This is a genomic window from Fibrella musci (assembly GCF_041321105.1).
In the GTDB taxonomy this organism is placed as follows: domain Bacteria; phylum Bacteroidota; class Bacteroidia; order Cytophagales; family Spirosomataceae; genus Fibrella; species Fibrella musci.
This window is the reverse complement of the sequence record NZ_JBGGWD010000007.1, coordinates 150,477-169,291: the sequence shown is the minus strand read 5'-3', so window position 1 is coordinate 169,291 and position 18,815 is coordinate 150,477. Positions and strand designations below refer to the sequence as shown.

Below are 18,815 nucleotides of genomic sequence, written 5' to 3'. Positions count from 1 at the left end.
GGTAGGGGTGAGGTTAGCAGACGATGGCCTGGCCAACGAGCATATCGATCAACTCAGGTTTGCGGATGGCCTCAAGCCGGACACTAGGTGCGTTGAGTAGCTCGCCCAACTGGCGTGTCACCCGGAACGAGCGATAGAGGTGCTTGTCGAACAGCACCGCCGTATTGCCGTCAGGTACGTTGGCGTAGCGGGTATGGTTAAAAAACCAGTCGGTTTTGTCGGCGATGGCGGGCGCGGTGGTGGCTGGGTACGTTGCCCGCAGGCGGTTCAGATCGAGGTATTTCTGCACGTACAGCCAGCCTTCCCACTGCGACGGGTACTGCCGTAGCGTCGTGGCAAAATCGTCGTAGAGCCGCTGGGTGATCGAGGCGCAGACGGCTTCGCGTTCGGCCGCGGACGTCTCGGTGGGCGTGATGGGCGTAAACACCTGCACGGCGTTGGTATAGGCATCGGGGCGGTAGGCGAAGATGGGCACGATGGGTGCCTGCGTGGCGACCGACAGGAAGGCGATGCCTTTGCGGGCCAGCAGCGGTTTACCCAGAAAATCGACCCCGACGAGTTTGTCGTCCTGCCGCGTAACGCCGCCCGCGCCGGTGTTGCCGTCGAGGTAAGCGATCAGGATGCGCCCCTGTTTCAGCGCCCGGATCAACTGAATACCCGCCGAAGGCTGTTCGGCGTCGATCAGGGTCATGTCGGCGTTGGGCTGGTTGAACAGGGCTGCGGCTTCGCGGTGGATGCGCATGAATTTTTCGCCCTGCTTCTGGAACGTATTCGTGTCGATCAACAGGCTGAATTTGAGGCCCAGTCGTGTCAGCAGCAGGCCTAACAGGCGGTAGGAACCGAGGTGGCAGGTGCAGAAGATCGTTGGCTTGCCGGCGGCCGCATCCCAGAGGCCGTCAGCGTCGCCGGTGATGACGAGTTCTGCCGCCTTGGTCACGATTTTCTCATCCATACCGGCCAGGTGTTGGTAGTACAGAATGTCGGCAAAAAAATGGTCGTAGTCGGCCGCAGGTACGTTGGGCAGAAACGTTTGCAGGTTGGCCGCCACCATCAGGTGGCTCTGCGGACGCGACGAGATCAGGTCGGTTGTGTCGTAGTGAATGCGGAGCGCATCCACAGCTTGTTCATACGTAAGGTTCGGATTCATGGTCACTCAGGGGAGGAATAGTGATTACTGTTTGGAGGAAGTTTGGCGTTTGATGTTTGGCGTTTAATGTTTGAAGTCTAACATTTTGGTAGATATAGGCCTAGTAATCAAACTATTAGCCTTGACGGGGGCTTGACTGCCAAACCTTTAATGTTAAACGCCAAACATCAAACGCTAAACCTCAGACTACATAGCTGGCGAGGAGGAGGAGCAGTTGGGCAGCGGTTTGTACGGTGACCTGATCGCGGTCGCGGTCGGGGTTGACTTCCACCAGATCGACGCCCACCACGCGCTGCCCTTGCAGGAAATGAGCGAGCAGGTGGCACACTTCGTCGTAGCTGAAGCCGCCGGGTACGGGCGTAGCGGTGCCAGGGGCGGCTGCCGGGTCGAGTACGTCGATGTCGAAGGTGACATACACGGGCCATTCGGTCGGGAGCGTGGGTAAGGTGTTGGTCGCCAGGGCCTGCCGGGCGTCTTCGGCCCAGAGAATGTGGCGGCGGGGGGTATCGTGTTGCGAAATGTTGGTAAAGCCGCGCAGGCCGATCTGCGTGACACGTTTCAGACCCGGCAGTTCAAGGCTGCGCGACATAAACGTGCCGTGGCTGTGAGCGCCGCGCCGGGCATACAGCCGGTTGTAGCTCGACTCGTAGGTGTCGCAGTGGGCGTCGAAGTGCAGCACCTGGATGGCGCCGTATTGCTCGGTAATCGCCTGAATCCCCGCGTAGCTGATCGAGTGATCGCCGCCGAGTAGTACCGGTACCTGCCCGCGTTGGGCCGTCAGCTGCACCGCCCGCCCAATTTTGGCGTACACGTCGGTGGCCGATTCGAACGGGAAAAAGAGCAGGTCACCCCAGTCGCGGAGGTCACCGGCGAGCAGGCGGTCGGTGAGGCGGGTAGGGGGTGTGGTGGCGTAGAGGCCCCGAAAATGCACGTTGGCCAGGTTGGCGTCGGGCCCCAGGTTGATTTTCTGCTGCTTCGTATAAGCCCGCACCACCGACGGAAATCGCTCGCAACCGGGCGACACGCCATTCCCCCCGCCATACGGCACCCCGATGAACACCACGCCGGGGTCTTCGCTACGCCGCTGGTGATCAGGCAGGTTAAAGAGCCGGTTGGTCAGCTGGTTGATGTGGAACAGGTCTTCGTGGGCGCTGTGGGCCGCGTCGATGATTAGCTTTTCAGTGGTCAGAAACCGGATGGCGCGGTCGATAGCCGTTGGGGGTAAATCGGGCAGGGCGTCGCAGAGCTGACTCGGCGTAGCGGTTTTCTGAAGCAGCGCCAGAATCCGGGCGACGTCGGCCGTAATCTGGTACTGCTTCCCCGTCAGCAGGTGCGCAATTTGGTAGTTGTCGGCGCTGCGGCTCCGAACACTCAGGCAGGCCGAGAGCGTGTACTGGGTTTCGGCAGGAAGAACGAGCGTTTCCATAGCGATAAGGCGAAACGATTAAACCGGACTGGATACAGAGGCCGGGCGGCGGCGGGCTTTGATGAGCCGATGGCCGAAAAAGCCCGAGATGATGAGCAGGAAGAGCGTGCGGGCCAGCGTCAGCAGGTCGTCGGGGTGGTACTCGGCCAGGCGCCAGTGACCGTAGTAGCTGAACACCACACCCACACCCACGAGCGACGTGTACAGCACGCGCACAAACACGATGGCCAGCACCGTAAGCACGACCGTACTGCTGACGGTGTAGATGAACAATGGCCATTCGGTGGGCCGGACAAACTGTCGGACAGGTACGTTGCCCCAGCGTTTTTTGAGCGTTGCCCAGTAGCGGCGCGACTGGGTACGTAGGTTCGGCAGGTTGAACAGGTCGCTGTAGATCCAGTAGCCGTCGTAGCGCAGAAAGGGGTTCAGCGAGTAGAGCATCACCAGCGAATTCAGGATGATGATCGGGCTCAGGAACAGGTATGTTGCCGGGAAGGCATAAGCTACCGCCACAAACAGACCGTTGAGCAGCAACTGGAAATAGATACCGCCCAGGTTGACGACAATGCGGCGGGTGCGGTCGAGCGCCCAGATCACCGACACGTCGGCGTAGAAGACGGGGAAGATCAGGTAAAAGCCGAAGCCGATGTCGCCGGGGTCGAGGCCAAAGCGGCGGGTGGCGCTGGCGTGGCCCAGCTCGTGGCACATAAACACGGTGAAGTAGATCACGTAAGCCACTACCAGCCAGATGCCTTCGTTGCCGCGCCAGATGCTGCGGTGCTGGCTGATGAAGGTGTCGGTTACCTGGTAGAAATACAGCCCCGTTGCCAGCAGGCAGCTCACCACCAGCACCGTCATTAGCGCGGGGTTGAAGAGATGGCCCAGCAGGCGCAACAGCCGGGGAAGTCGGGTGGGGCGCAGCAGTGTGATCTTACCAAAGACATACTGCATGTTAGCCATGACATCGGGCCGTGCGGGAGCGGGCTCGTTGAGGCGGGTGAGCGTGGTTTCGGCCAGTTCCTGTACCGCCTGCTCAGGTACGTTCAGCCCATCGGCCTGCAATTGGGCCGAAATCTGGGCGTAGGTGAGGCCCTGCCGTAGTCCTTCGATGATGCGGTAGACCGACTCGCGGACGTAAAACGAGGTGGCAGGTGTTTTCAGCAGGTACGTCGTTGGCATGCCGGTGCCAACCTGAGCGATCTCCAGATGGCTCAGCGCGGAAGCAGGCGAAGTTGTCATGGTCATTCAGAAAGAAAAGGAGGAAGCGACGGGCCGTTCGCCTCGGGCTGAAAGCGCCGATCAGGCCGTAGCGACGGCGCGGCTTGCACGGAGGTGGGCGATCAGGCGAGCGGGCAACCGAAGCTGTCCGTTGATGTACTGACCCAGCCGGGGCCGGAAGGCCTGCACCGAAGCGTCGGCCCGGAACAGCAGCTGGTTGAGGTCACGCACCAGCGAGAGCTTCATCTGGTCGTAGGCCGAGGGGTATTGCCCCAGGAAGTAGGCCGTCTGTAACAGGAAATCGCGGTAGCGGTGGGCGGCCAGGTCGCGTTTGGCTTCGGCCCAGTCGAGCAGGGCCGAGTAGGGCGATGGGGCGGCGGGCAGGGTATTGGTCAGCGACAGACTGACGTCGGTCAGGATGTCGGTCAGAATCGTTGGTTCGAGGTCGGGGCGTTTCAGGGCCAGGAAGGTCAGTTCGTTCACGATCTCCATGAACTGAACGCTCAGCAGTTGCGTCGGCAGTTGCCGGAGCATCGGCTCGTGCCAGTGGCCCGGCAGCGTGGGCAGCTGGCCGGTAGCGAGGTAGTTGATGAGTTGCCGGATGGTGTCGAGCCCCAGTTCATAGCGGCCCTCGGCCAGATCGATCCGGCTCAGGTTGAACAGTTGCTGAATCCGGTGCATGTGCAACACGGTATAGCGGTGCTGCCAGTGGTCGCTGAGCGCAATCGACCGGTCGGCGTAATGGCGGGCCGTGTCGAACTGGCCCTTGCGGTAATAGTAAAACGAAACCATCGGGCTCACCAGCGTTTCGGCCAGCGCGTTGGCGTCGGTGGGTAGGGTAGGAATGGCCGCGAGCACGGGTTCCAGGCGGGCGAAGCCCTCGTCGAGCTGCCCTTTTTTCATGGCCTGAAAACCCGATACGGCCTTCAGCAACAGCATCATCAGCTGATCGGCGCCCGCCGGAACGGTGGGCAGCAGCGCAATGAGCGTTTGCTGGAACACGTTTTCCTGCGACGACCCCGGCCCGGCGTCGGGGGTAGCGGGTGCAGCCGTCGTCAGGCGGTCGAAAAACTGCTGGTAGTCGTGCAGACTCGGATACGAACGGGTCGATGAGGGTGTCATGGTTCAGGAAAAGGAAAGGGTGAACAAGGGGGTGGAAGGATGGCCCCAAACGCCCGATGGGCGGGGTTTGGGGCCGGGTCACTCGGGCTTACAGCGGCAGATCGGGGTACTTGTTGTCGTTGCAGCGGTCGCAACGGCCTTCTTCGGCAGCGGTGGCCAGTTCCAGGCGATCTTCCAGTTCAATGATTTGCAGCAGGTCGTCGGCAGTTGGTTGCTGAGCGGGGAGGATGGACAGATTTTCCATTGGTGTATTATTCGGATTTAGGGATGTGGAAAAGGGTAACTTGGTTGATAATTAGCCGATTACAGGATCACTGTGTCGGGGTAGTCGTTACCGTTGCAGCGGTGGCAGCGGCCCTCTTCGGCGGCCGACGCCAGCTCCAGGCGGTCTTCGAGTTCAACGATCATCAGCAGGTCATCGGCGTTGTGCTGCTCGGCGGGGAGATTAGTTTGGTTTTCCATGAGTTTTAATCGTGATTAAGGGGTTGAATGAGGATGAGATAAACAGATGATTGACAGAAACTACAGGGCGATGGTGTCGGGGTAGTCGTTGCCGTTGCAGCGGTGGCAGCGGCCTTCTTCGGCGGCCGACGCCAGCTCGAGGCGATCTTCCAGTTCAACAATCGTCAACAGGTCGAGCGTGTTGTTTTGCTCAGCGGGGATTACTTGGTTTTCCATGAGTTTTGGAATCAGTTAAGGGTGAAAAATTTGGTTTGACATCGTGGCGTGGTCCTGACCGAAAACATTCGCGACTGCTTCGTTTGGGGACCGTTGCGCCGTTTGACTGTGACAAAACAAGCACCGCCAATCGCCCGGCTAAAGTTCTTTCGACCAATACCCCACCTTCCTTCGACCAATGCGGACATTACACCTACCAATCCTTTTCCCGACGGCGTATGAGTAGACCTCTAACCTGCTATCTGGTCGACGACGAGTCGGCCGCCCACACCATTTTGTCGAAGTTTATCAGCCGGGTGCCCTATCTCCAGTTGCTGGGGCAAAGCCTCGATCCGTTCGACGGCCTCGAGCAGGTAGAAGCCCTGCGGCCCGACGTGCTGTTTCTGGATGTGGAAATGCCTGACATGAGTGGGGTGGCGTTTCTGAAATCGCTCACGCCGCCGCATCCCGCCGTGGTGATGGTGACGGCCTCGCCGCAGTATGCCGCCGATACCTACAACTTCGAGGCTGTGACGCACTACCTGCTCAAGCCTGTGGGGTACGACAAATTCATGGAGGCCGTTGGGCGCGTGACCAAGCGCCTGCACTACGACCCCAATGGCACGCCCCCCGCCAACGTACCCAGCGCCCCGGTCGCCAACGTACCTGAGACCGACCCACGCGAGAACGTACCCTATTTCCTGATCAAGGAAGACAAGAAGCTGGTGCGGGTGGCGCCTGAAGACATCGTGTTTGTGGAGGGCATGAAAGATTACCTCAAAATCCATCTCACCAGCCGGATGATCGTCACGCACATGACCATGAGCAAGCTGGAAGAACTGCTGCCACCTTCGCAGTTTCTGCGAATCAACCGGTCGTACATCGTGCGGCGGCTGGCCATCAAAGAGATCGACGGCAACCAGATCACCACGCTCGACGGCAAGAAGGTCTATATCGGGGTGACGTACCGTGAGGCCGTGATGAAGGAGTTGAAAAAGAACATGATCTGAGCCAATGCCATGCAAAGTCAATCGGTGCGGGCCCGATTTTGGGCGCTGCTGAAAGGGACGTGGCGCTGGCTGTCGGCGCGGCCGTGGCTGCGGCGGGCCCTGCTGTGGGGGCTCTGCTACTACTACGTCCGGTACGTCTACTACGGCGAGTTTTTCCAGGCGTCGACGCGCACGCTCGACGTGCTGGCGCTGGTGTTGCAGGCGCAGACGATGCTGATCTACTACGTGTTTGGGTACGTCATTTTCCCGCGCACGCTCTACAAGGGCAAGATACTCGAGTTTGTGGGTACGTTGTTCGTCACCCACGCGCTCATTTACCAGACTAATTACTGGCTGTTTTATGGGCTGGCGAAGACCGGCGAGCCGGGTCGGTTGCAACGGCTCTGGGCGCTGGTCGAAACTTGGGGGCTATGGGGTTGGATCAATAACGGCACGGCGGCGTCGTGGAGCTTCTTCTGGACGTTCACGGTCGTCATTTTCCTGCTGGCCGTGCGGGCGGTGATCGACATCATCCGCCTCCGCACGCACGTCATTCAGCTCGAAAAAGACAAGCTCCAGCTTGAGCTCGACTTTCTGAAATCGCAGGTCAATCCGCATTTTCTGTTCAACACGCTCAACAGCGTCTACGCCCGCGTGTTCGATACCGACGAAAGCGCCGCCGACCTGCTGCTGCGCCTCTCGGAGCTGATGCGCTACAACCTCTATGAAACCAACCAGCCCCGTGTGGCCCTGACGAGCGAACTGGCTTATATCCAGAACTACCTCGATCTGGAACGCAACCGGCTGGAAGGGCAACCCGTCGAGATCACGTATGCCCAGACCGGCGAGGCCACGGCGCACACCATCGCCCCGCTGTTGCTGATTGCGTTCGTCGAAAATGCGTTCAAGCACGGCGTCAAAGGGGCCACCAAACCGGCGTTTGTGCGGGTTGCGGCGCAGGTGGCGGGCGATCAGCTCCTGTTTACGGTTGAAAACAGTGTCTTTCCCAAGCGGCAGGCGGTCAGCAATGACCCGGTGAAACAATCGGGCGGTATCGGGCTCGAAAACGTGCGGCGGCGGCTCCAGACCTTATACCCCAACCGGCACAGTGTGGCCGTTACGCCCGGCGACACCAGCTACCGCGCGCAGGTCACGCTTGAGCTTTGAGGTCGAGTTGGTTTCATTCATCGAACAAAGCCCCACATTGGTCGAAAAAGCGCTAGGTATCAGTCGAAAGGAATTGAAAGGAGACCCTGGCAGTGAATAAGTTTGACTCGTCGGACAGGCACAAATGCTCCCGGCGCCTAAACCCTTACTTGCCTCATCTGCTCTCTTTATTTCTCCTATCGACCATGAAAAACCAAGCTACCGCCCCCGCTTCTCGTTTCGTGTTGAAGAAACAACGCCTTGTTTGTCTGAGCACGCTGGCCAACCCCACCGCCGCCCGTGCCGGAGGACGCACGCACCCCACCGTTACCATTACGACCTACTAATTCGTACCCACCCCTTGCAACAGTATCACCTGCTTAACTACCCGATGGTAGGTCGGCGGCTGCTGACCTATTACCTCCAGCGTACCGGATGGCTCTGCGAAGGCAGCGTGGGTACGTTCTCGGAGGCCATGCTGGAGAGCGTCCTGGGCAACCAGGACGCCATTCTCTTTTTACACCTACCCGACCCCGACGATACCGATTTACCCACCCCGTTTCGGGAAGCGCTTTGCCAACACCCGGCCGTGATCGTTACCTCGCCATACCCTGCGCAGCTGTTCGACTGGCTTCCCTTTCGGCCGTTTGCGTTCATGACCGAGCCCTTCTCGTATGATCAGTTTGCGGCCTGCCTGGAAAAATACGTGGCTGTTTTTGGGTAATGAGGGTATAGTCATGGATATGATTATCCATTAATACAATTTCCGGTTTTTGTATTGCCGGCATCGTTTACCTTGTGGGGATTGCTTTCTATCCCAACGATCCGCCCCATGCAGGTAAGTGACTTCTTTATGGTGCGTCGGCCAACGTACCCGCTCCAAGCGCTAGCGCAGTTTTACAAGCTGCTTACGACCAACACGATCGATGAGGTATTGCGGACCTATTACCGCGACCCGGTGGCGCAGGAAGCCATCTTCGTGGCCTCGCCCGGTCTCTACGAACGCCTGCAATGCTGGCTCGCCGGTGAGCCACTGCCCGAACAGAAAAAGCTGATCAATACCCTGCACAAATACCTGGTCAGAATGTGTAGCCGCGCTACGCCGTATGGCCTTTTCGCGGGCTGCTCCCTGGGTACGTTTGCCGACGCGTCGCGACTGCGTGCCGACCTGCCCGACGTGCTGCGGGCGCACGTCCGCGTCGATACGGATTGCCTGCGTGCCATTGGCCAGTGGCTCACTCAACAGCCTCAGGTACGTGCGCAGTTGCTGCTCTTTCCAAATTCGTCGTTGTATCGAGTGGGGGCGTCGTGGCGCTACGTGGAGCAACAGCGCGGTGCCGATCAGCGGCTACAGTATTTCATCAGCGCCGTGGAGGCCGAAGCCGCGCTCAACTGCCTGCTGACGGCGGCACAGTCTGGCGCCACCATCCACCAACTGGCCCACCAACTAACGGCCGACACCCCGACCGACGTGCTGGACGAGGCCTTCGCCGAGGCAGTCGATTTTGTTGAACAACTGATCGAGAGCCAACTGCTCGTTTTTGAGGTAGAGCCTGCCGTAACCGGTATCGACGCGCTGAAGCAACTGGCTACCCGTATCGGCAACCTGCCCGATGCTGCTGACGTGGCGCAGTCGCTTTGGGCGTTGCACAACACGCTGCGGCTGCCCGATCGGCTGCTGGCCTACGACCGCACCCGGCAGTGGTTTGCCGAGCGGCAGATCGACGCCCCCACCACCGACGTGGTGCAGGTCAATGCCTTCTTCCCGAATACGATCACCATCGGGCAATCAGTGATCCGGCTGTTGCAGCGCGACCTCGACAAGCTCCTGGTGTTGAATCAGCCGGCCCATCGCCCCGATCTCGATGAATTTGCCAGGCGGTTTACCAATCGGTATGAAGAAGAAGAAATCCCGCTGTCGCTGGCGCTCGACAACGAGTTTGGCGTTGGCTACGGCAATGTTTCGACGCTGGGCGTCGGCTACGCGCCGCTCATCGACGACCTCAGCGTGGGCATCACCACTGCGCTGCCCACCGCCACCTGGGACTGGTGGCACACGCTGGTGATGGAGAAATACACGGAGGCACTACGTACCCGGCAGGCCGAAATCGAACTGACCGACGAGGACCTGGCTTATATTGGTCGGCAGCAACGCCCCGCTACGCCGTTGCCCGGCAGTTTCTACGCATTCGGGTCGTTGCTGGGGTCGTCGGAAAAAGCGCTCGACGCGGGCGATTTCCAGTTCAATCTGCTGGGGTGCGGCGGTCCGTCGGCTATGAACCTGCTCAGTCGCTTTGGCGAAGGTGAACCCGCGCTGGCTGCGCACATCCGCGCCTGTGCCGCCGCCGAAGAAGCCCGCCACCCCGACGTGGTGATCGCCGAGGTCATTCACCTGCCCGAAAACCGCGTCGGCAATATCCTGGCGCGTCCGCCCATTCATCAGTACGAGATTCCGTATCTGGGGCAGGCCTCAGTGGCGGCCGAGTATCAGATTCCGATTACCGACCTGCTGCTGTCGACGCGCGACGGTCGGGTGGTGCTGCGGTCGAAACGACTCAACAAACGGGTGATTCCGCGCCTGACCACCGCCCATAATTTCAAGCAGGGGTTGCCCATCTACCGCTTCCTGTGCGATTTGCAGGCGCAGGATGCCCACCTGAATGTGTCGTGGAACTGGGGGGTGCTGCGCGAACAGACGTACCTGCCCCGGGTACGTTACCGCCGCGTGATTGTGAGCCGGGCCACCTGGCAACTGCCCACCCACACACTCACGCCCGACAACCCGCTGCGGCTGGTGGCGCAACTGACGGCGGCGGGCCTGCCCGATCAGTTTGTGGTAGCGCAGGCCGACCACGAGCTGCTGATCTCGATGCACGTACCCGCCTCCCTCGATCTGCTGATTCAGGAAATTCGCAAAACAGACCGGATCAAACTGATCGAATGCCTCACCACCCCCGACCGGTGCCCCCTGAAACGGCAACGCGATGCCTACACCCACGAACTGGTGATTCCGTTTCAGAACCCCGATGCGCCCGTATTCGCGGGCTTGCCACAGGCCGCCGAAGCGGGGCCGCAACGCCGGTTTTCGGTGGGCAGCGAGTGGTTTTACCTCAAAATTTACACGGGCGAAAAAATGTCGGACCTGCTCCTGACCGACAGCATCTACCCGGTGGTGCAGCAGTTGCTGAAAACGCAGATTATTTCGGCCTTCTTTTTTGTGCGCTATCAGGATACCGACCCGCATCTGCGCCTGCGGTTTCGAGGCAATCCGCACGTCGAGTTTTACCAGTATGTGGTGCGGGCGGTGGAGCAGGCGCTGCGCGAGGCGGTGGGGTCGGGGGTGGTGCATCGGGTGCAGGTCGAAACCTACCAACGCGAGCTGGAACGCTACGGTATGGCGCAGATTGAGCGTTGCGAAACCCTGTTTCATTACGACAGCCTCTCGACACTGGCACTGCTGGCGCATACGGGAGGCGTGTTCGACGAAGACCTGCGTTTTGCCGTAGGCGTGGCCAAAATCGACCGCCTACTTACGGGGCTGGGTTGGGCAACGGCGGCGCGTCGGCGGTTGCTGAGCCACCTGAAGGAACACTTTTTCGCTGAATTTGGGGGCGAGTCGACGTTGCGTCAACAACTCAACGATAAGTACCGCCACTACCGGCCGGTGTTGTCGCAAGCCTTATCGGGCGATTTCAACCCGGCCGATGGACTGTGGCGCTGGGAACGTGAGCAAACCGCCGTGCTGACCGAACTGGCTACGGGCATCACCGACGCCGAGCAGCTATTCAGCATCACCGGCAGCCTCGTGCACATGATTCTGAACCGCCTGTTTCCGTCCAAACAGCGCCTCTACGAACTGGTTGTCTACCACTGTCTGGCCAGACAATACGACACCCTGGCCGCCCGTGAGGCCTCCGTCGTAGATAGCTAACCGACACCGGTTCAAAAACTCGCCCGGCACTTCTGCCTGGCTGGCAGAACTTTCCCGGCTCTGGCGGGATTTTCTCTGTATGAAGAAACGCATTTGTATCGATCAGGACGACGTACTGGCCGACACCCACGCCAAGCTCGTTCAGATCTACCTGAATTCCGGTGCCCCTCGTTACGAACTGGCTCAACTACAGGAAAAATCATTCCACGAACTGCTGACCGAAGACGAGCAGAAAGCCATCTATCAAGCCATTCATCAGCCCGGTTTTTTCCGCGACATTGCCGTGATGCCGGGCGCGCAGGAGGCCATCAGCCGGTTGCAGGAACACTACGAAATTTTTGTGGCAACGGCCGCGATGGAGTTTCCCGACTCATTCCGGGATAAATACGACTGGCTGGCCGAACACTTCCCGACCATTCACTGGCGGAATATCATTTTCCTGGGCGACAAAAGCATTCTCGGGGCCGATTACCTGATCGACGATATGCCCTACAACCTGCGTACGTTTGGGGGTAAAGGCCTGCTGTTCGACGCCCTGCACAACCGCGATGAAGCCGATTTTACGCGGGTCCGGAGCTGGCAGGAGGTGCTGGATTTACTGCTTGATTAAAAAGTTTTTGGTAAACTTTGTATACGGTCTAACATCTGTACTGAACGTACCGTTGTCAGCAGTACCGCTTGCTATATCGATATACGGATAAATAGTAGATGATACGTTTATATATATCTGGATCGTATACCGGGCACTCACCTCTAACGCCTTAAACGTTGAACGACTTTCTCCTCCCTTCGTTTTATGCCACAAATTAGTTGCTCGTTCTGTGGCCGTCGCAAGAACGAGGTCCAACTGCTCTTATCGGGTATTGATGCCCATATCTGCAACCACTGCATCGAACAGGGATTCGAGGTGGTGGTTGAAGAAACACGCCCCCGCCGGAATCAGAATTCGGAACCACCCAGCCTGAACCTCATTAAGCCGGTCGAGATGAAAAATTTTCTCGACCAGTACATTATCGGGCAGGACGAGGCGAAAAAGGTCTTGTCGGTAGCGGTCTACAACCACTACAAACGCCTGATGCAACCCCGCACCGACGACGAGGTGACGATCGAAAAATCGAATATCCTGATGGTGGGCGAAACCGGAACGGGCAAGACGTACCTGGCGCGTACCATCGCCAAGATGCTCGACGTACCGTTCTGTATTGCCGATGCCACCGTAATCACCGAGGCTGGGTACGTTGGTGAAGACGTCGAAACGGTGCTGACCCGCCTGTTGCAGGCGGCCGATTACAAGATCGACAAAGCCGAAATGGGCATCGTGTACATCGATGAGATCGACAAGATTGCCCGTAAGTCAGACAACCCGTCTATCACGCGCGATGTCAGCGGCGAAGGCGTGCAACAAGGCCTGTTGAAATTGCTGGAAGGCTCCACGGTGAACGTACCCCCGCACGGCGGCCGCAAACACCCCGATCAGCGCCTGATTTCGATCAATACCGAAAACATCCTGTTTATCTGCGGTGGTGCCTTCGATGGCATCGAGCGCCACATTGCTAAGCGCGTCACGTCGCGGCCCATTGGCTTCACCGACGAGCGTCGCCTGCACGCGATCAGCGACCGGAGCCACCTCATGCGCTTTGTATCGGCGCAGGATCTGAAATCGTTTGGGCTGATCCCCGAACTACTCGGCCGCCTGCCCGTGCTGACGCACCTCGACGCCCTCGATCGCGATGCGCTCTACCGCATCCTGACCGAGCCGAAAAATGCCATCACGAAGCAGTATGATAAATTATTTGCGATGGATGACGTAAAAGTTATTTGGGACGATTCGGCCCTGAATTACGTCGTCGATCAGGCGATGGTCTTCAATCTGGGGGCGCGTGGTTTGCGCTCTATCTGCGAGTCGATCATCACCGACGCGATGTTTGAAATGCCATCGCAAACTGGTGAAAAGACCCTGATAATCACGCACGAATACGCGTCTGAGAAGTTTGGACGCACGGCCGTGCAGCAGCTACGGCAGGCGGCCTAGCGGCACGTATTCATCAACGACGAACGGCCATTTCCGGCGAGCGCATTTAGGGCGCATCAACCGGAAATGGCCGTTCGTCGTTGAACGTTATGCTCAGTTTTCCGCAACAAAGCGGTGAGGTCGAGGTTATGACGCTGAAAACATTTTTTTTCACTAACACAGAAGCGTCATGAACACGTCGACCAAACACACACTGATTGCCCTATCGTTCACTGCCCTCCTGGGTGCCTGCAGCCGCCCGGTAGCCACCTTCCAACCTTCGAAAGCAGAGCGGTTCTACACTCAACAAACAACCGCCACTCCTGCCGCTGCCACTGAAACGGTAGCTCCTGAAGCTGCCCCAGCCGTTGCCGCTACCCCGGCCGTGGCCGAAGTGGCGACTCCCGCCGCTACCAAAGCCGACATCGAAACGATGCTGGTAAAAGCTGAAGCGGTAGCGTCGGCTAAAGCCCGCCCCGCCGAAGCCCGCAAGCTGGAGCGCCGGATCACCAAAATCCGCGAGGTGCTGAATACCACACCGGCGTCTAGCATGGCACCAGCGGCTCCCGTCAAAAAAGCGGGTCTGGCGCAACGCCTGATGATGAAGTCGATGGACAAGAAAATCCAGAAACATCTGGCACCTGAGCAACCCATGCGGAGCAGCACCCTTACGGCGGGTCTGGTTATCGGCCTGATCGGTTTGCTGCTGTTGTTGCTGACGACCGGTACGGCGGCTACTATCGGTCTGATCGCCCTTGTAGTAGGTATCGTACTGGTTATTCTGGGTCTGTTATAATTGCCAACGAATTGGCGCCAATGGAATTACGCGATGGGCGGATGACTAGTTTTGCCCAAACGGGATGAAATAAAATCCGGCTCATCGCGTATCCTGTTTGACACAATCTTTTTGTTTAACGCTGAACACAATTACTGTACAATGATGAAACGCGTCCTCAACTCTGTATCGCTTGCGCTGGCTGGTGCCGCTCTGTTAACTGCCTGTAGCCGCCCGGTTGCCACGTTCCAACCCTCAAAAACTGAGCGTTTCTATACGCAGCAAACCACGGCTGCGCCAGTGGCTACGCCCGTTGAAACGCAGGCGGCACCCGTTGCCGAAACGACAACCAACGTACCTGTAACGGCTGAAACAGCGCTGGCTGCGCCCAGCATCACGGTGCAAACCAAACAGGCATCGGAAGCATTGGCTAGCCTGAAAGCGACGCATGCCTCTGATAAGCGGATGACGCGGCGCATCGAGCGGGCCGAGACCATGCTGGCTGAAGCCTCTGCGAAGGCGTCGGCTTCGGCAACGGCTCAACCTGTTGCTACGACCAAGAAAGCGGGTCTGGCGCAACGCCTGATGCTGAAGTCGATGAACCAGAAGATTCAGAAGCACCTGGCGCCTAAAGAGACGAAAGCCTCGTTCACGGGGTACGTTCGTCTTGGGGCCATTATCGGGCTGATTGGTCTGCTGCTGTTGCTCATCGGCAATGGCGTGGGGGCCACCATCGGCCTGATCGCCCTGATCGCTGGTTTGGTGCTCATCCTGCTCGGCGTTATCAACGAAGGATAAGTGTAGAAAACGAAATGGCTCTGCTGATGGACCCAACGGTGCATCGGCAGAGCCATTTTTCATGACCAATAGCTATGAACGATAAACCTGCGCTGGTGCTGCTGCACGGCCACGGTGTTGGCCCATCCATCTGGGATTCGCTGCAAGCCGCATTCTCGCCAGCATACCGCATCCTGAAGCCCGACTTCTCGACGCTGACTAGCCACACCTCCGTGGAGGCGTACGCCGAACAACTTTACAGTTTGCTGGTGGCGTCACAGGTCGACCGCTGTGTGCTGATCGGGCATTCGATGGGTGGGTACGTTGCCTTGGCACTGGCCGCGAGCCACCCCGAACGGGTAGCGGGTCTGGTGCTGTTCAACTCGACTGCTTTTGCCGACCCCAATACCGACGAACAACGGGCTAAACGCGACGCCGCCCAAACGCAATTGCAAACCGAAGGTAGCGCCGCCTTCATAGAAAAAGCCGTCACGAGCATGTTCTCCAAACCCGATCAGCAGAAAAAAGCCGATCTGGTCCGCGCGACTGTCGAGCGCTACAAAACCCTGCCGACGGAGGCCTTACTGGCTGGTTTACAGGCGATCCGCACCCGCCCCGACCGCTCGGAGCTGCTGGTCGAGGCGCCGTACCCGGTGCTCATTCTGGCGGGTCGTCACGATATGGCGGTGCCGATTGAGCGTTCGCAGGAATTGAACGATAAACTGCCCAACGCCCAACTGGTCGTTCTCGAAAACTCGGGTCACCTGGGTATGCTCGAAGAGCCCGAAGCCGCTGAAACGGCTTTGAAGCAATTTTTAATGGATAATGTATAATGTACGATGAACAATGTGCCGGGCGGCGGACCGCTGCCGCGCCAACAGGCTTGCGCCAACCCTATTGCGCACTCTGCATCGTACATTATGCATTGTTCATTGTACATTATCCATAGTTTTGCGCCCTCAATCTGATGGGACATCACTATGGCACAGCTTTTTAATGTATACCCGCTCTACGACATAGAGCCGGTTCGGGCGCAGGGCAGCTACCTCTGGGACAGCAACGGCACCCGCTATCTTGATTTATACGGCGGCCATGCCGTGATTTCGGTAGGCCATACGCACCCCCGGTACGTGCAGGCCCTGACCGATCAGCTCCATAAGATTCAGTTTTACTCAAACTCGGTCCGGATTCCGCAACAGCAAGAGCTGGCCGATAAACTGGGCGACCTGTCGGGCCACCCCGATTATGCCCTTTTTCTGTGCAACTCGGGGGCGGAGGCCAACGAAAACGCGCTTAAGCTGGCTTCGTTTCATACGGGCCGCAAGGGCGTTGTCGCCTTTACCAAATCGTTTCACGGGCGTACGGCCGGTGCCGTGGCCGCGACCGACAACCCCGCGATTGTGGCCCCCGTCAATGCGACGGATCACGTTACGTTTCTGCCCTTCAACGACCCCGACGCCGCTATGGCCGGCATTACGACCGATACCTGCGCGGTGATCGTGGAAGGTATTCAAGGCGTGGGTGGCATTCAGGTAGCGTCAGATGCGTTTCTGAAAGCGCTCCGTCAGCGTTGCGACGAAACCGGGGCGGTGCTCATCCTCGACAGCGTGCAGTGTGGATATGGCCGGTCGGGCCAGTTTTTCTCGCATCAGTACAGCGGTATCCGAGCCGACATCATTTCGATGGCCAAGGGTATGGGTAATGGTTTCCCGATTGGCGGTATCCTGATTGCGCCGGAGTTCAAAGCCTCGTATGGCCTTTTGGGTACCACGTTTGGCGGCAACCACCTGGCCTGTGTAGCGGGCATCGCCGTGCTCGACATCATGCGCGACGAGGGCCTGATCGACAATGCCGCCCGCATCGGTACGTACCTGATGGACGGCATCCGGCAGATTGGCGGCTACAAAGACCTGCGTGGCCGCGGCCTGATGATCGGCATCGAATACGATTTCCCGGTCGAGGCGCTTCGTCATCAGCTGTTGTTCGAGCATAAGCAGTTCACGGGCGTGGCGGGCAAACACACCATCCGCTTGCTTCCCTCGCTCGCCCTCGGCACCGACGAAGCCGATCAATTCCTCGAAGCGCTGGAGAACGTTCTGAAACGCGAAGACGCTAAGGTGTCGCTAAGTTCGCAAAGCGTTTAAGGCGACAGGATGGAAGAGGAAATAGCTCGGGCTGCCTATCAATGTGCGTTGAAAGTGCATCGGCGGTTAGGTCCTGGTTTGTTCGAATCTGCCTACGAAGAGTGCTTCGCTTATGAGCTTACCAAAGCGAATATTTTTTACGAACGCCAGAAGGTTCTGCCACTAGTCTATGAAGACATTCATCTTGATATGGGCTACCGACTCGATTTCTTGATTGAGCAGAAAGTCATATTTGAATTGAAATGCATGGAGACCCTGAAAGATGTTCATGCTGCCCAATTGCTGACTTACCTGCGCCTCACCGATTGTAAACTCGGTTTGTTACTGAATTTCAACGTAATTCTGTTGAAAGACGGTATCAAGCGTGTTGTAAACAATTTATAACTCACTTCGCGCTCTTTGCGAACCCTTCGCGTCTTTGCGTTCAAGAACCATGCACCATTTTATTTCGCTTGCTGACGTTACGGACCTCGATGCCCTGATTCTGTCGGGGTTGACGGCCAAGACTAACCCATTCGCCGACGAACACCTCGGGCATCATAAAACCATCGGACTCCTGTTCTTCAATTCCAGCCTACGTACCCGGCTCAGTACCGAGAAAGCCGCCCGCAACCTCGGCCTCAACGTGATGACCCTCAACGTCGGCTCCGACAGCTGGGGGCTGGAAATGGAAGACGGCGTGCTGATGAACGGCGATAAAGCCGAGCACGTGCGGGAAGCCGCCGCCGTGATGGGGCGCTACTGCGATATCCTCGCCATTCGGGCCTTTGCGGGTCTAACCGACCGGGAACTTGACTACAAAGAGCAGGTCATGACGCAGTTTGCCCGTTTTGCCGGGGTGCCCATCGTCAACCTTGAGTCGGCTACCCGCCACCCGCTGCAATCGCTGGCCGACTGCATCACGATCGAAGAAGCCCGGCGAACGTACCCACTCGTGCCGGTGCGGCCGAAAGTGGTGCTGACCTGGTTGCCCCATTTCAAACCGCTGCCGCAGGCCGTGGCCAACTCATTCAGCGAGTGGATGAACGCCCGCGCCGCCGCTGGCAAGATCGAGTTTGTCATCACCAACCCCGAAGGCTACGACCTCGCCCCGCAGTTTGTGGGCAATGCCCGCATCGAACACGACCAGAACAAGGCGTTCGAAGGTGCCGACTTCATCTACGGTAAAAACTGGTCGTCGTATGAACACTATGGTCAGGTGCTGACACAGGACCCCAGTTGGGCCGTCACGATGGAGAAAATGCAGCTCACGAACAACGGCCACTTCATGCACTGCCTGCCCGTGCGGCGCAACCTTAAAGTGTCCGACGAGGTCCTCGACAGCCCCCGTTCGCTGGTGATTGAGCAGGCCGCCAACCGCGAATGGTCCGCCCAAGCCGTGCTGCGCGAAATCTTATTGAGCTTATAAAACAACGCGAAGGCGCTAGGTGGCCGCAAAGACGTTTTACATCAATTGGTTGTGAAAAATCGTC

At 58.4% G+C, this 18,815-nt stretch carries 20 protein-coding genes; 13 read left to right on the top strand and 7 right to left on the bottom strand.

Annotated features, from left to right (window positions below; translation table 11 throughout):
* Positions 1-13: 13 nt before the first annotated feature.
* The 7 genes from ACAW74_RS22680 to ACAW74_RS22650 form a co-directional block, all read right to left on the bottom strand.
* Positions 14-1,147: an LpxL/LpxP family acyltransferase gene (locus tag ACAW74_RS22680; RefSeq protein ID WP_370700529.1), complete on the bottom strand. Its 1,134-nt coding sequence runs from the start codon at positions 1,145-1,147 to the stop codon at positions 14-16.
* Positions 1,148-1,328: 181 nt separating this feature from the next.
* A complete protein-coding gene (locus tag ACAW74_RS22675; protein WP_370700528.1) occupies positions 1,329-2,573 on the bottom strand; it encodes an arginase family protein in 1,245 nt (414 codons plus the stop codon).
* An 18-nt stretch (positions 2,574-2,591) separates the two neighbouring features.
* Positions 2,592-3,812 (bottom strand): hypothetical protein, encoded by a 1,221-nt coding sequence (locus ACAW74_RS22670; RefSeq protein WP_370700527.1) that lies wholly within the window; start codon positions 3,810-3,812, stop codon positions 2,592-2,594.
* 60 nt (positions 3,813-3,872) lie between these two features.
* Positions 3,873-4,913: a hypothetical protein gene (locus ACAW74_RS22665; RefSeq protein ID WP_370700526.1), complete on the bottom strand. Its 1,041-nt coding sequence runs from the start codon at positions 4,911-4,913 to the stop codon at positions 3,873-3,875.
* Between the two features lie 88 nt (positions 4,914-5,001).
* On the bottom strand, positions 5,002-5,157 hold the full coding sequence (locus ACAW74_RS22660; protein WP_370700525.1) for a hypothetical protein: 156 nt from the start codon (positions 5,155-5,157) through the stop codon (positions 5,002-5,004).
* 59 nt (positions 5,158-5,216) lie between these two features.
* Entirely contained in the window at positions 5,217-5,375 is a 159-nt protein-coding gene (locus ACAW74_RS22655; protein WP_370700524.1) for a hypothetical protein, read from the bottom strand.
* 60 nt (positions 5,376-5,435) lie between these two features.
* Positions 5,436-5,591 (bottom strand): hypothetical protein, encoded by a 156-nt coding sequence (locus ACAW74_RS22650; protein ID WP_370700523.1) that lies wholly within the window; start codon positions 5,589-5,591, stop codon positions 5,436-5,438.
* 218 nt (positions 5,592-5,809) lie between these two features.
* Here ACAW74_RS22650 and ACAW74_RS22645 point away from each other — a divergent pair, with 218 nt between their 5' ends.
* The 13 genes from ACAW74_RS22645 to ACAW74_RS22585 all read left to right on the top strand — a co-directional run bounded on the left by ACAW74_RS22645 (position 5,810) and on the right by ACAW74_RS22585 (position 18,751).
* Positions 5,810-6,580, top strand: coding sequence for a LytR/AlgR family response regulator transcription factor (locus ACAW74_RS22645; protein WP_370700522.1), 771 nt, complete (start codon positions 5,810-5,812; stop codon positions 6,578-6,580).
* A 9-nt stretch (positions 6,581-6,589) separates the two neighbouring features.
* Entirely contained in the window at positions 6,590-7,726 is a 1,137-nt protein-coding gene (locus ACAW74_RS22640) for a sensor histidine kinase (protein WP_370700521.1), read from the top strand.
* A gap of 185 nt (positions 7,727-7,911) precedes the next feature.
* Positions 7,912-8,052, top strand: coding sequence for a hypothetical protein (locus ACAW74_RS22635; protein WP_370700520.1), 141 nt, complete (start codon positions 7,912-7,914; stop codon positions 8,050-8,052).
* A 14-nt stretch (positions 8,053-8,066) separates the two neighbouring features.
* Positions 8,067-8,429: a hypothetical protein gene (locus ACAW74_RS22630; RefSeq protein ID WP_370700519.1), complete on the top strand. Its 363-nt coding sequence runs from the start codon at positions 8,067-8,069 to the stop codon at positions 8,427-8,429.
* Positions 8,430-8,537: 108 nt separating this feature from the next.
* Positions 8,538-11,636 (top strand): lantibiotic dehydratase, encoded by a 3,099-nt coding sequence (locus ACAW74_RS22625; RefSeq protein ID WP_370700518.1) that lies wholly within the window; start codon positions 8,538-8,540, stop codon positions 11,634-11,636.
* Between the two features lie 79 nt (positions 11,637-11,715).
* The gene (locus ACAW74_RS22620) at positions 11,716-12,246 is read left to right on the top strand and encodes a 5' nucleotidase, NT5C type (RefSeq protein ID WP_370700517.1); all 531 of its coding nucleotides are present in this window, start codon (positions 11,716-11,718) and stop codon (positions 12,244-12,246) included.
* A gap of 186 nt (positions 12,247-12,432) precedes the next feature.
* Positions 12,433-13,668 (top strand): ATP-dependent Clp protease ATP-binding subunit ClpX, encoded by a 1,236-nt coding sequence (clpX, locus tag ACAW74_RS22615; protein ID WP_370700516.1) that lies wholly within the window; start codon positions 12,433-12,435, stop codon positions 13,666-13,668.
* Positions 13,669-13,837: 169 nt separating this feature from the next.
* Positions 13,838-14,443 carry a hypothetical protein gene (locus ACAW74_RS22610; RefSeq protein ID WP_370700515.1) on the top strand — a complete coding sequence of 202 codons (606 nt, stop codon included), beginning with the start codon at positions 13,838-13,840 and terminating at the stop codon, positions 14,441-14,443.
* Between the two features lie 141 nt (positions 14,444-14,584).
* On the top strand, positions 14,585-15,220 hold the full coding sequence (locus tag ACAW74_RS22605; RefSeq protein WP_370700514.1) for a hypothetical protein: 636 nt from the start codon (positions 14,585-14,587) through the stop codon (positions 15,218-15,220).
* 74 nt (positions 15,221-15,294) lie between these two features.
* Entirely contained in the window at positions 15,295-16,032 is a 738-nt protein-coding gene (locus ACAW74_RS22600) for an alpha/beta fold hydrolase (RefSeq protein ID WP_370700513.1), read from the top strand.
* Between the two features lie 147 nt (positions 16,033-16,179).
* Complete coding sequence (locus ACAW74_RS22595; protein WP_370700512.1) at positions 16,180-17,343, top strand: aspartate aminotransferase family protein; 1,164 nt, start codon at positions 16,180-16,182, stop codon at positions 17,341-17,343.
* Positions 17,344-17,352: 9 nt separating this feature from the next.
* Positions 17,353-17,727 carry a GxxExxY protein gene (locus ACAW74_RS22590; protein ID WP_370700511.1) on the top strand — a complete coding sequence of 125 codons (375 nt, stop codon included), beginning with the start codon at positions 17,353-17,355 and terminating at the stop codon, positions 17,725-17,727.
* A 49-nt stretch (positions 17,728-17,776) separates the two neighbouring features.
* Positions 17,777-18,751: an N-acetylornithine carbamoyltransferase gene (locus ACAW74_RS22585; RefSeq protein ID WP_370700510.1), complete on the top strand. Its 975-nt coding sequence runs from the start codon at positions 17,777-17,779 to the stop codon at positions 18,749-18,751.
* The last annotated feature ends 64 nt before the right edge of the window (positions 18,752-18,815 follow it).

Bases quoted from the DNA above. Each gene is read 5' to 3' on its own strand.
- ACAW74_RS22680 (WP_370700529.1), bottom strand. From the start codon at position 1,147: ATGAATCCGAACCTTACGTATGAACAAGCTGTGGATGCGCTCCGCATT.
- ACAW74_RS22675 (WP_370700528.1), bottom strand. From the start codon at position 2,573: ATGGAAACGCTCGTTCTTCCTGCCGAAACCCAGTACACGCTCTCGGCC.
- ACAW74_RS22670 (WP_370700527.1), bottom strand. From the start codon at position 3,812: ATGACAACTTCGCCTGCTTCCGCGCTGAGCCATCTGGAGATCGCTCAG.
- ACAW74_RS22665 (WP_370700526.1), bottom strand. From the start codon at position 4,913: ATGACACCCTCATCGACCCGTTCGTATCCGAGTCTGCACGACTACCAG.
- ACAW74_RS22660 (WP_370700525.1), bottom strand. From the start codon at position 5,157: ATGGAAAATCTGTCCATCCTCCCCGCTCAGCAACCAACTGCCGACGAC.
- ACAW74_RS22655 (WP_370700524.1), bottom strand. From the start codon at position 5,375: ATGGAAAACCAAACTAATCTCCCCGCCGAGCAGCACAACGCCGATGAC.
- ACAW74_RS22650 (WP_370700523.1), bottom strand. From the start codon at position 5,591: ATGGAAAACCAAGTAATCCCCGCTGAGCAAAACAACACGCTCGACCTG.
- ACAW74_RS22645 (WP_370700522.1), top strand. From the start codon at position 5,810: ATGAGTAGACCTCTAACCTGCTATCTGGTCGACGACGAGTCGGCCGCC.
- ACAW74_RS22640 (WP_370700521.1), top strand. From the start codon at position 6,590: ATGCAAAGTCAATCGGTGCGGGCCCGATTTTGGGCGCTGCTGAAAGGG.
- ACAW74_RS22635 (WP_370700520.1), top strand. From the start codon at position 7,912: ATGAAAAACCAAGCTACCGCCCCCGCTTCTCGTTTCGTGTTGAAGAAA.
- ACAW74_RS22625 (WP_370700518.1), top strand. From the start codon at position 8,538: ATGCAGGTAAGTGACTTCTTTATGGTGCGTCGGCCAACGTACCCGCTC.
- ACAW74_RS22620 (WP_370700517.1), top strand. From the start codon at position 11,716: ATGAAGAAACGCATTTGTATCGATCAGGACGACGTACTGGCCGACACC.
- clpX (WP_370700516.1), top strand. From the start codon at position 12,433: ATGCCACAAATTAGTTGCTCGTTCTGTGGCCGTCGCAAGAACGAGGTC.
- ACAW74_RS22610 (WP_370700515.1), top strand. From the start codon at position 13,838: ATGAACACGTCGACCAAACACACACTGATTGCCCTATCGTTCACTGCC.
- ACAW74_RS22605 (WP_370700514.1), top strand. From the start codon at position 14,585: ATGATGAAACGCGTCCTCAACTCTGTATCGCTTGCGCTGGCTGGTGCC.
- ACAW74_RS22600 (WP_370700513.1), top strand. From the start codon at position 15,295: ATGAACGATAAACCTGCGCTGGTGCTGCTGCACGGCCACGGTGTTGGC.
- ACAW74_RS22595 (WP_370700512.1), top strand. From the start codon at position 16,180: ATGGCACAGCTTTTTAATGTATACCCGCTCTACGACATAGAGCCGGTT.
- ACAW74_RS22590 (WP_370700511.1), top strand. From the start codon at position 17,353: ATGGAAGAGGAAATAGCTCGGGCTGCCTATCAATGTGCGTTGAAAGTG.
- ACAW74_RS22585 (WP_370700510.1), top strand. From the start codon at position 17,777: ATGCACCATTTTATTTCGCTTGCTGACGTTACGGACCTCGATGCCCTG.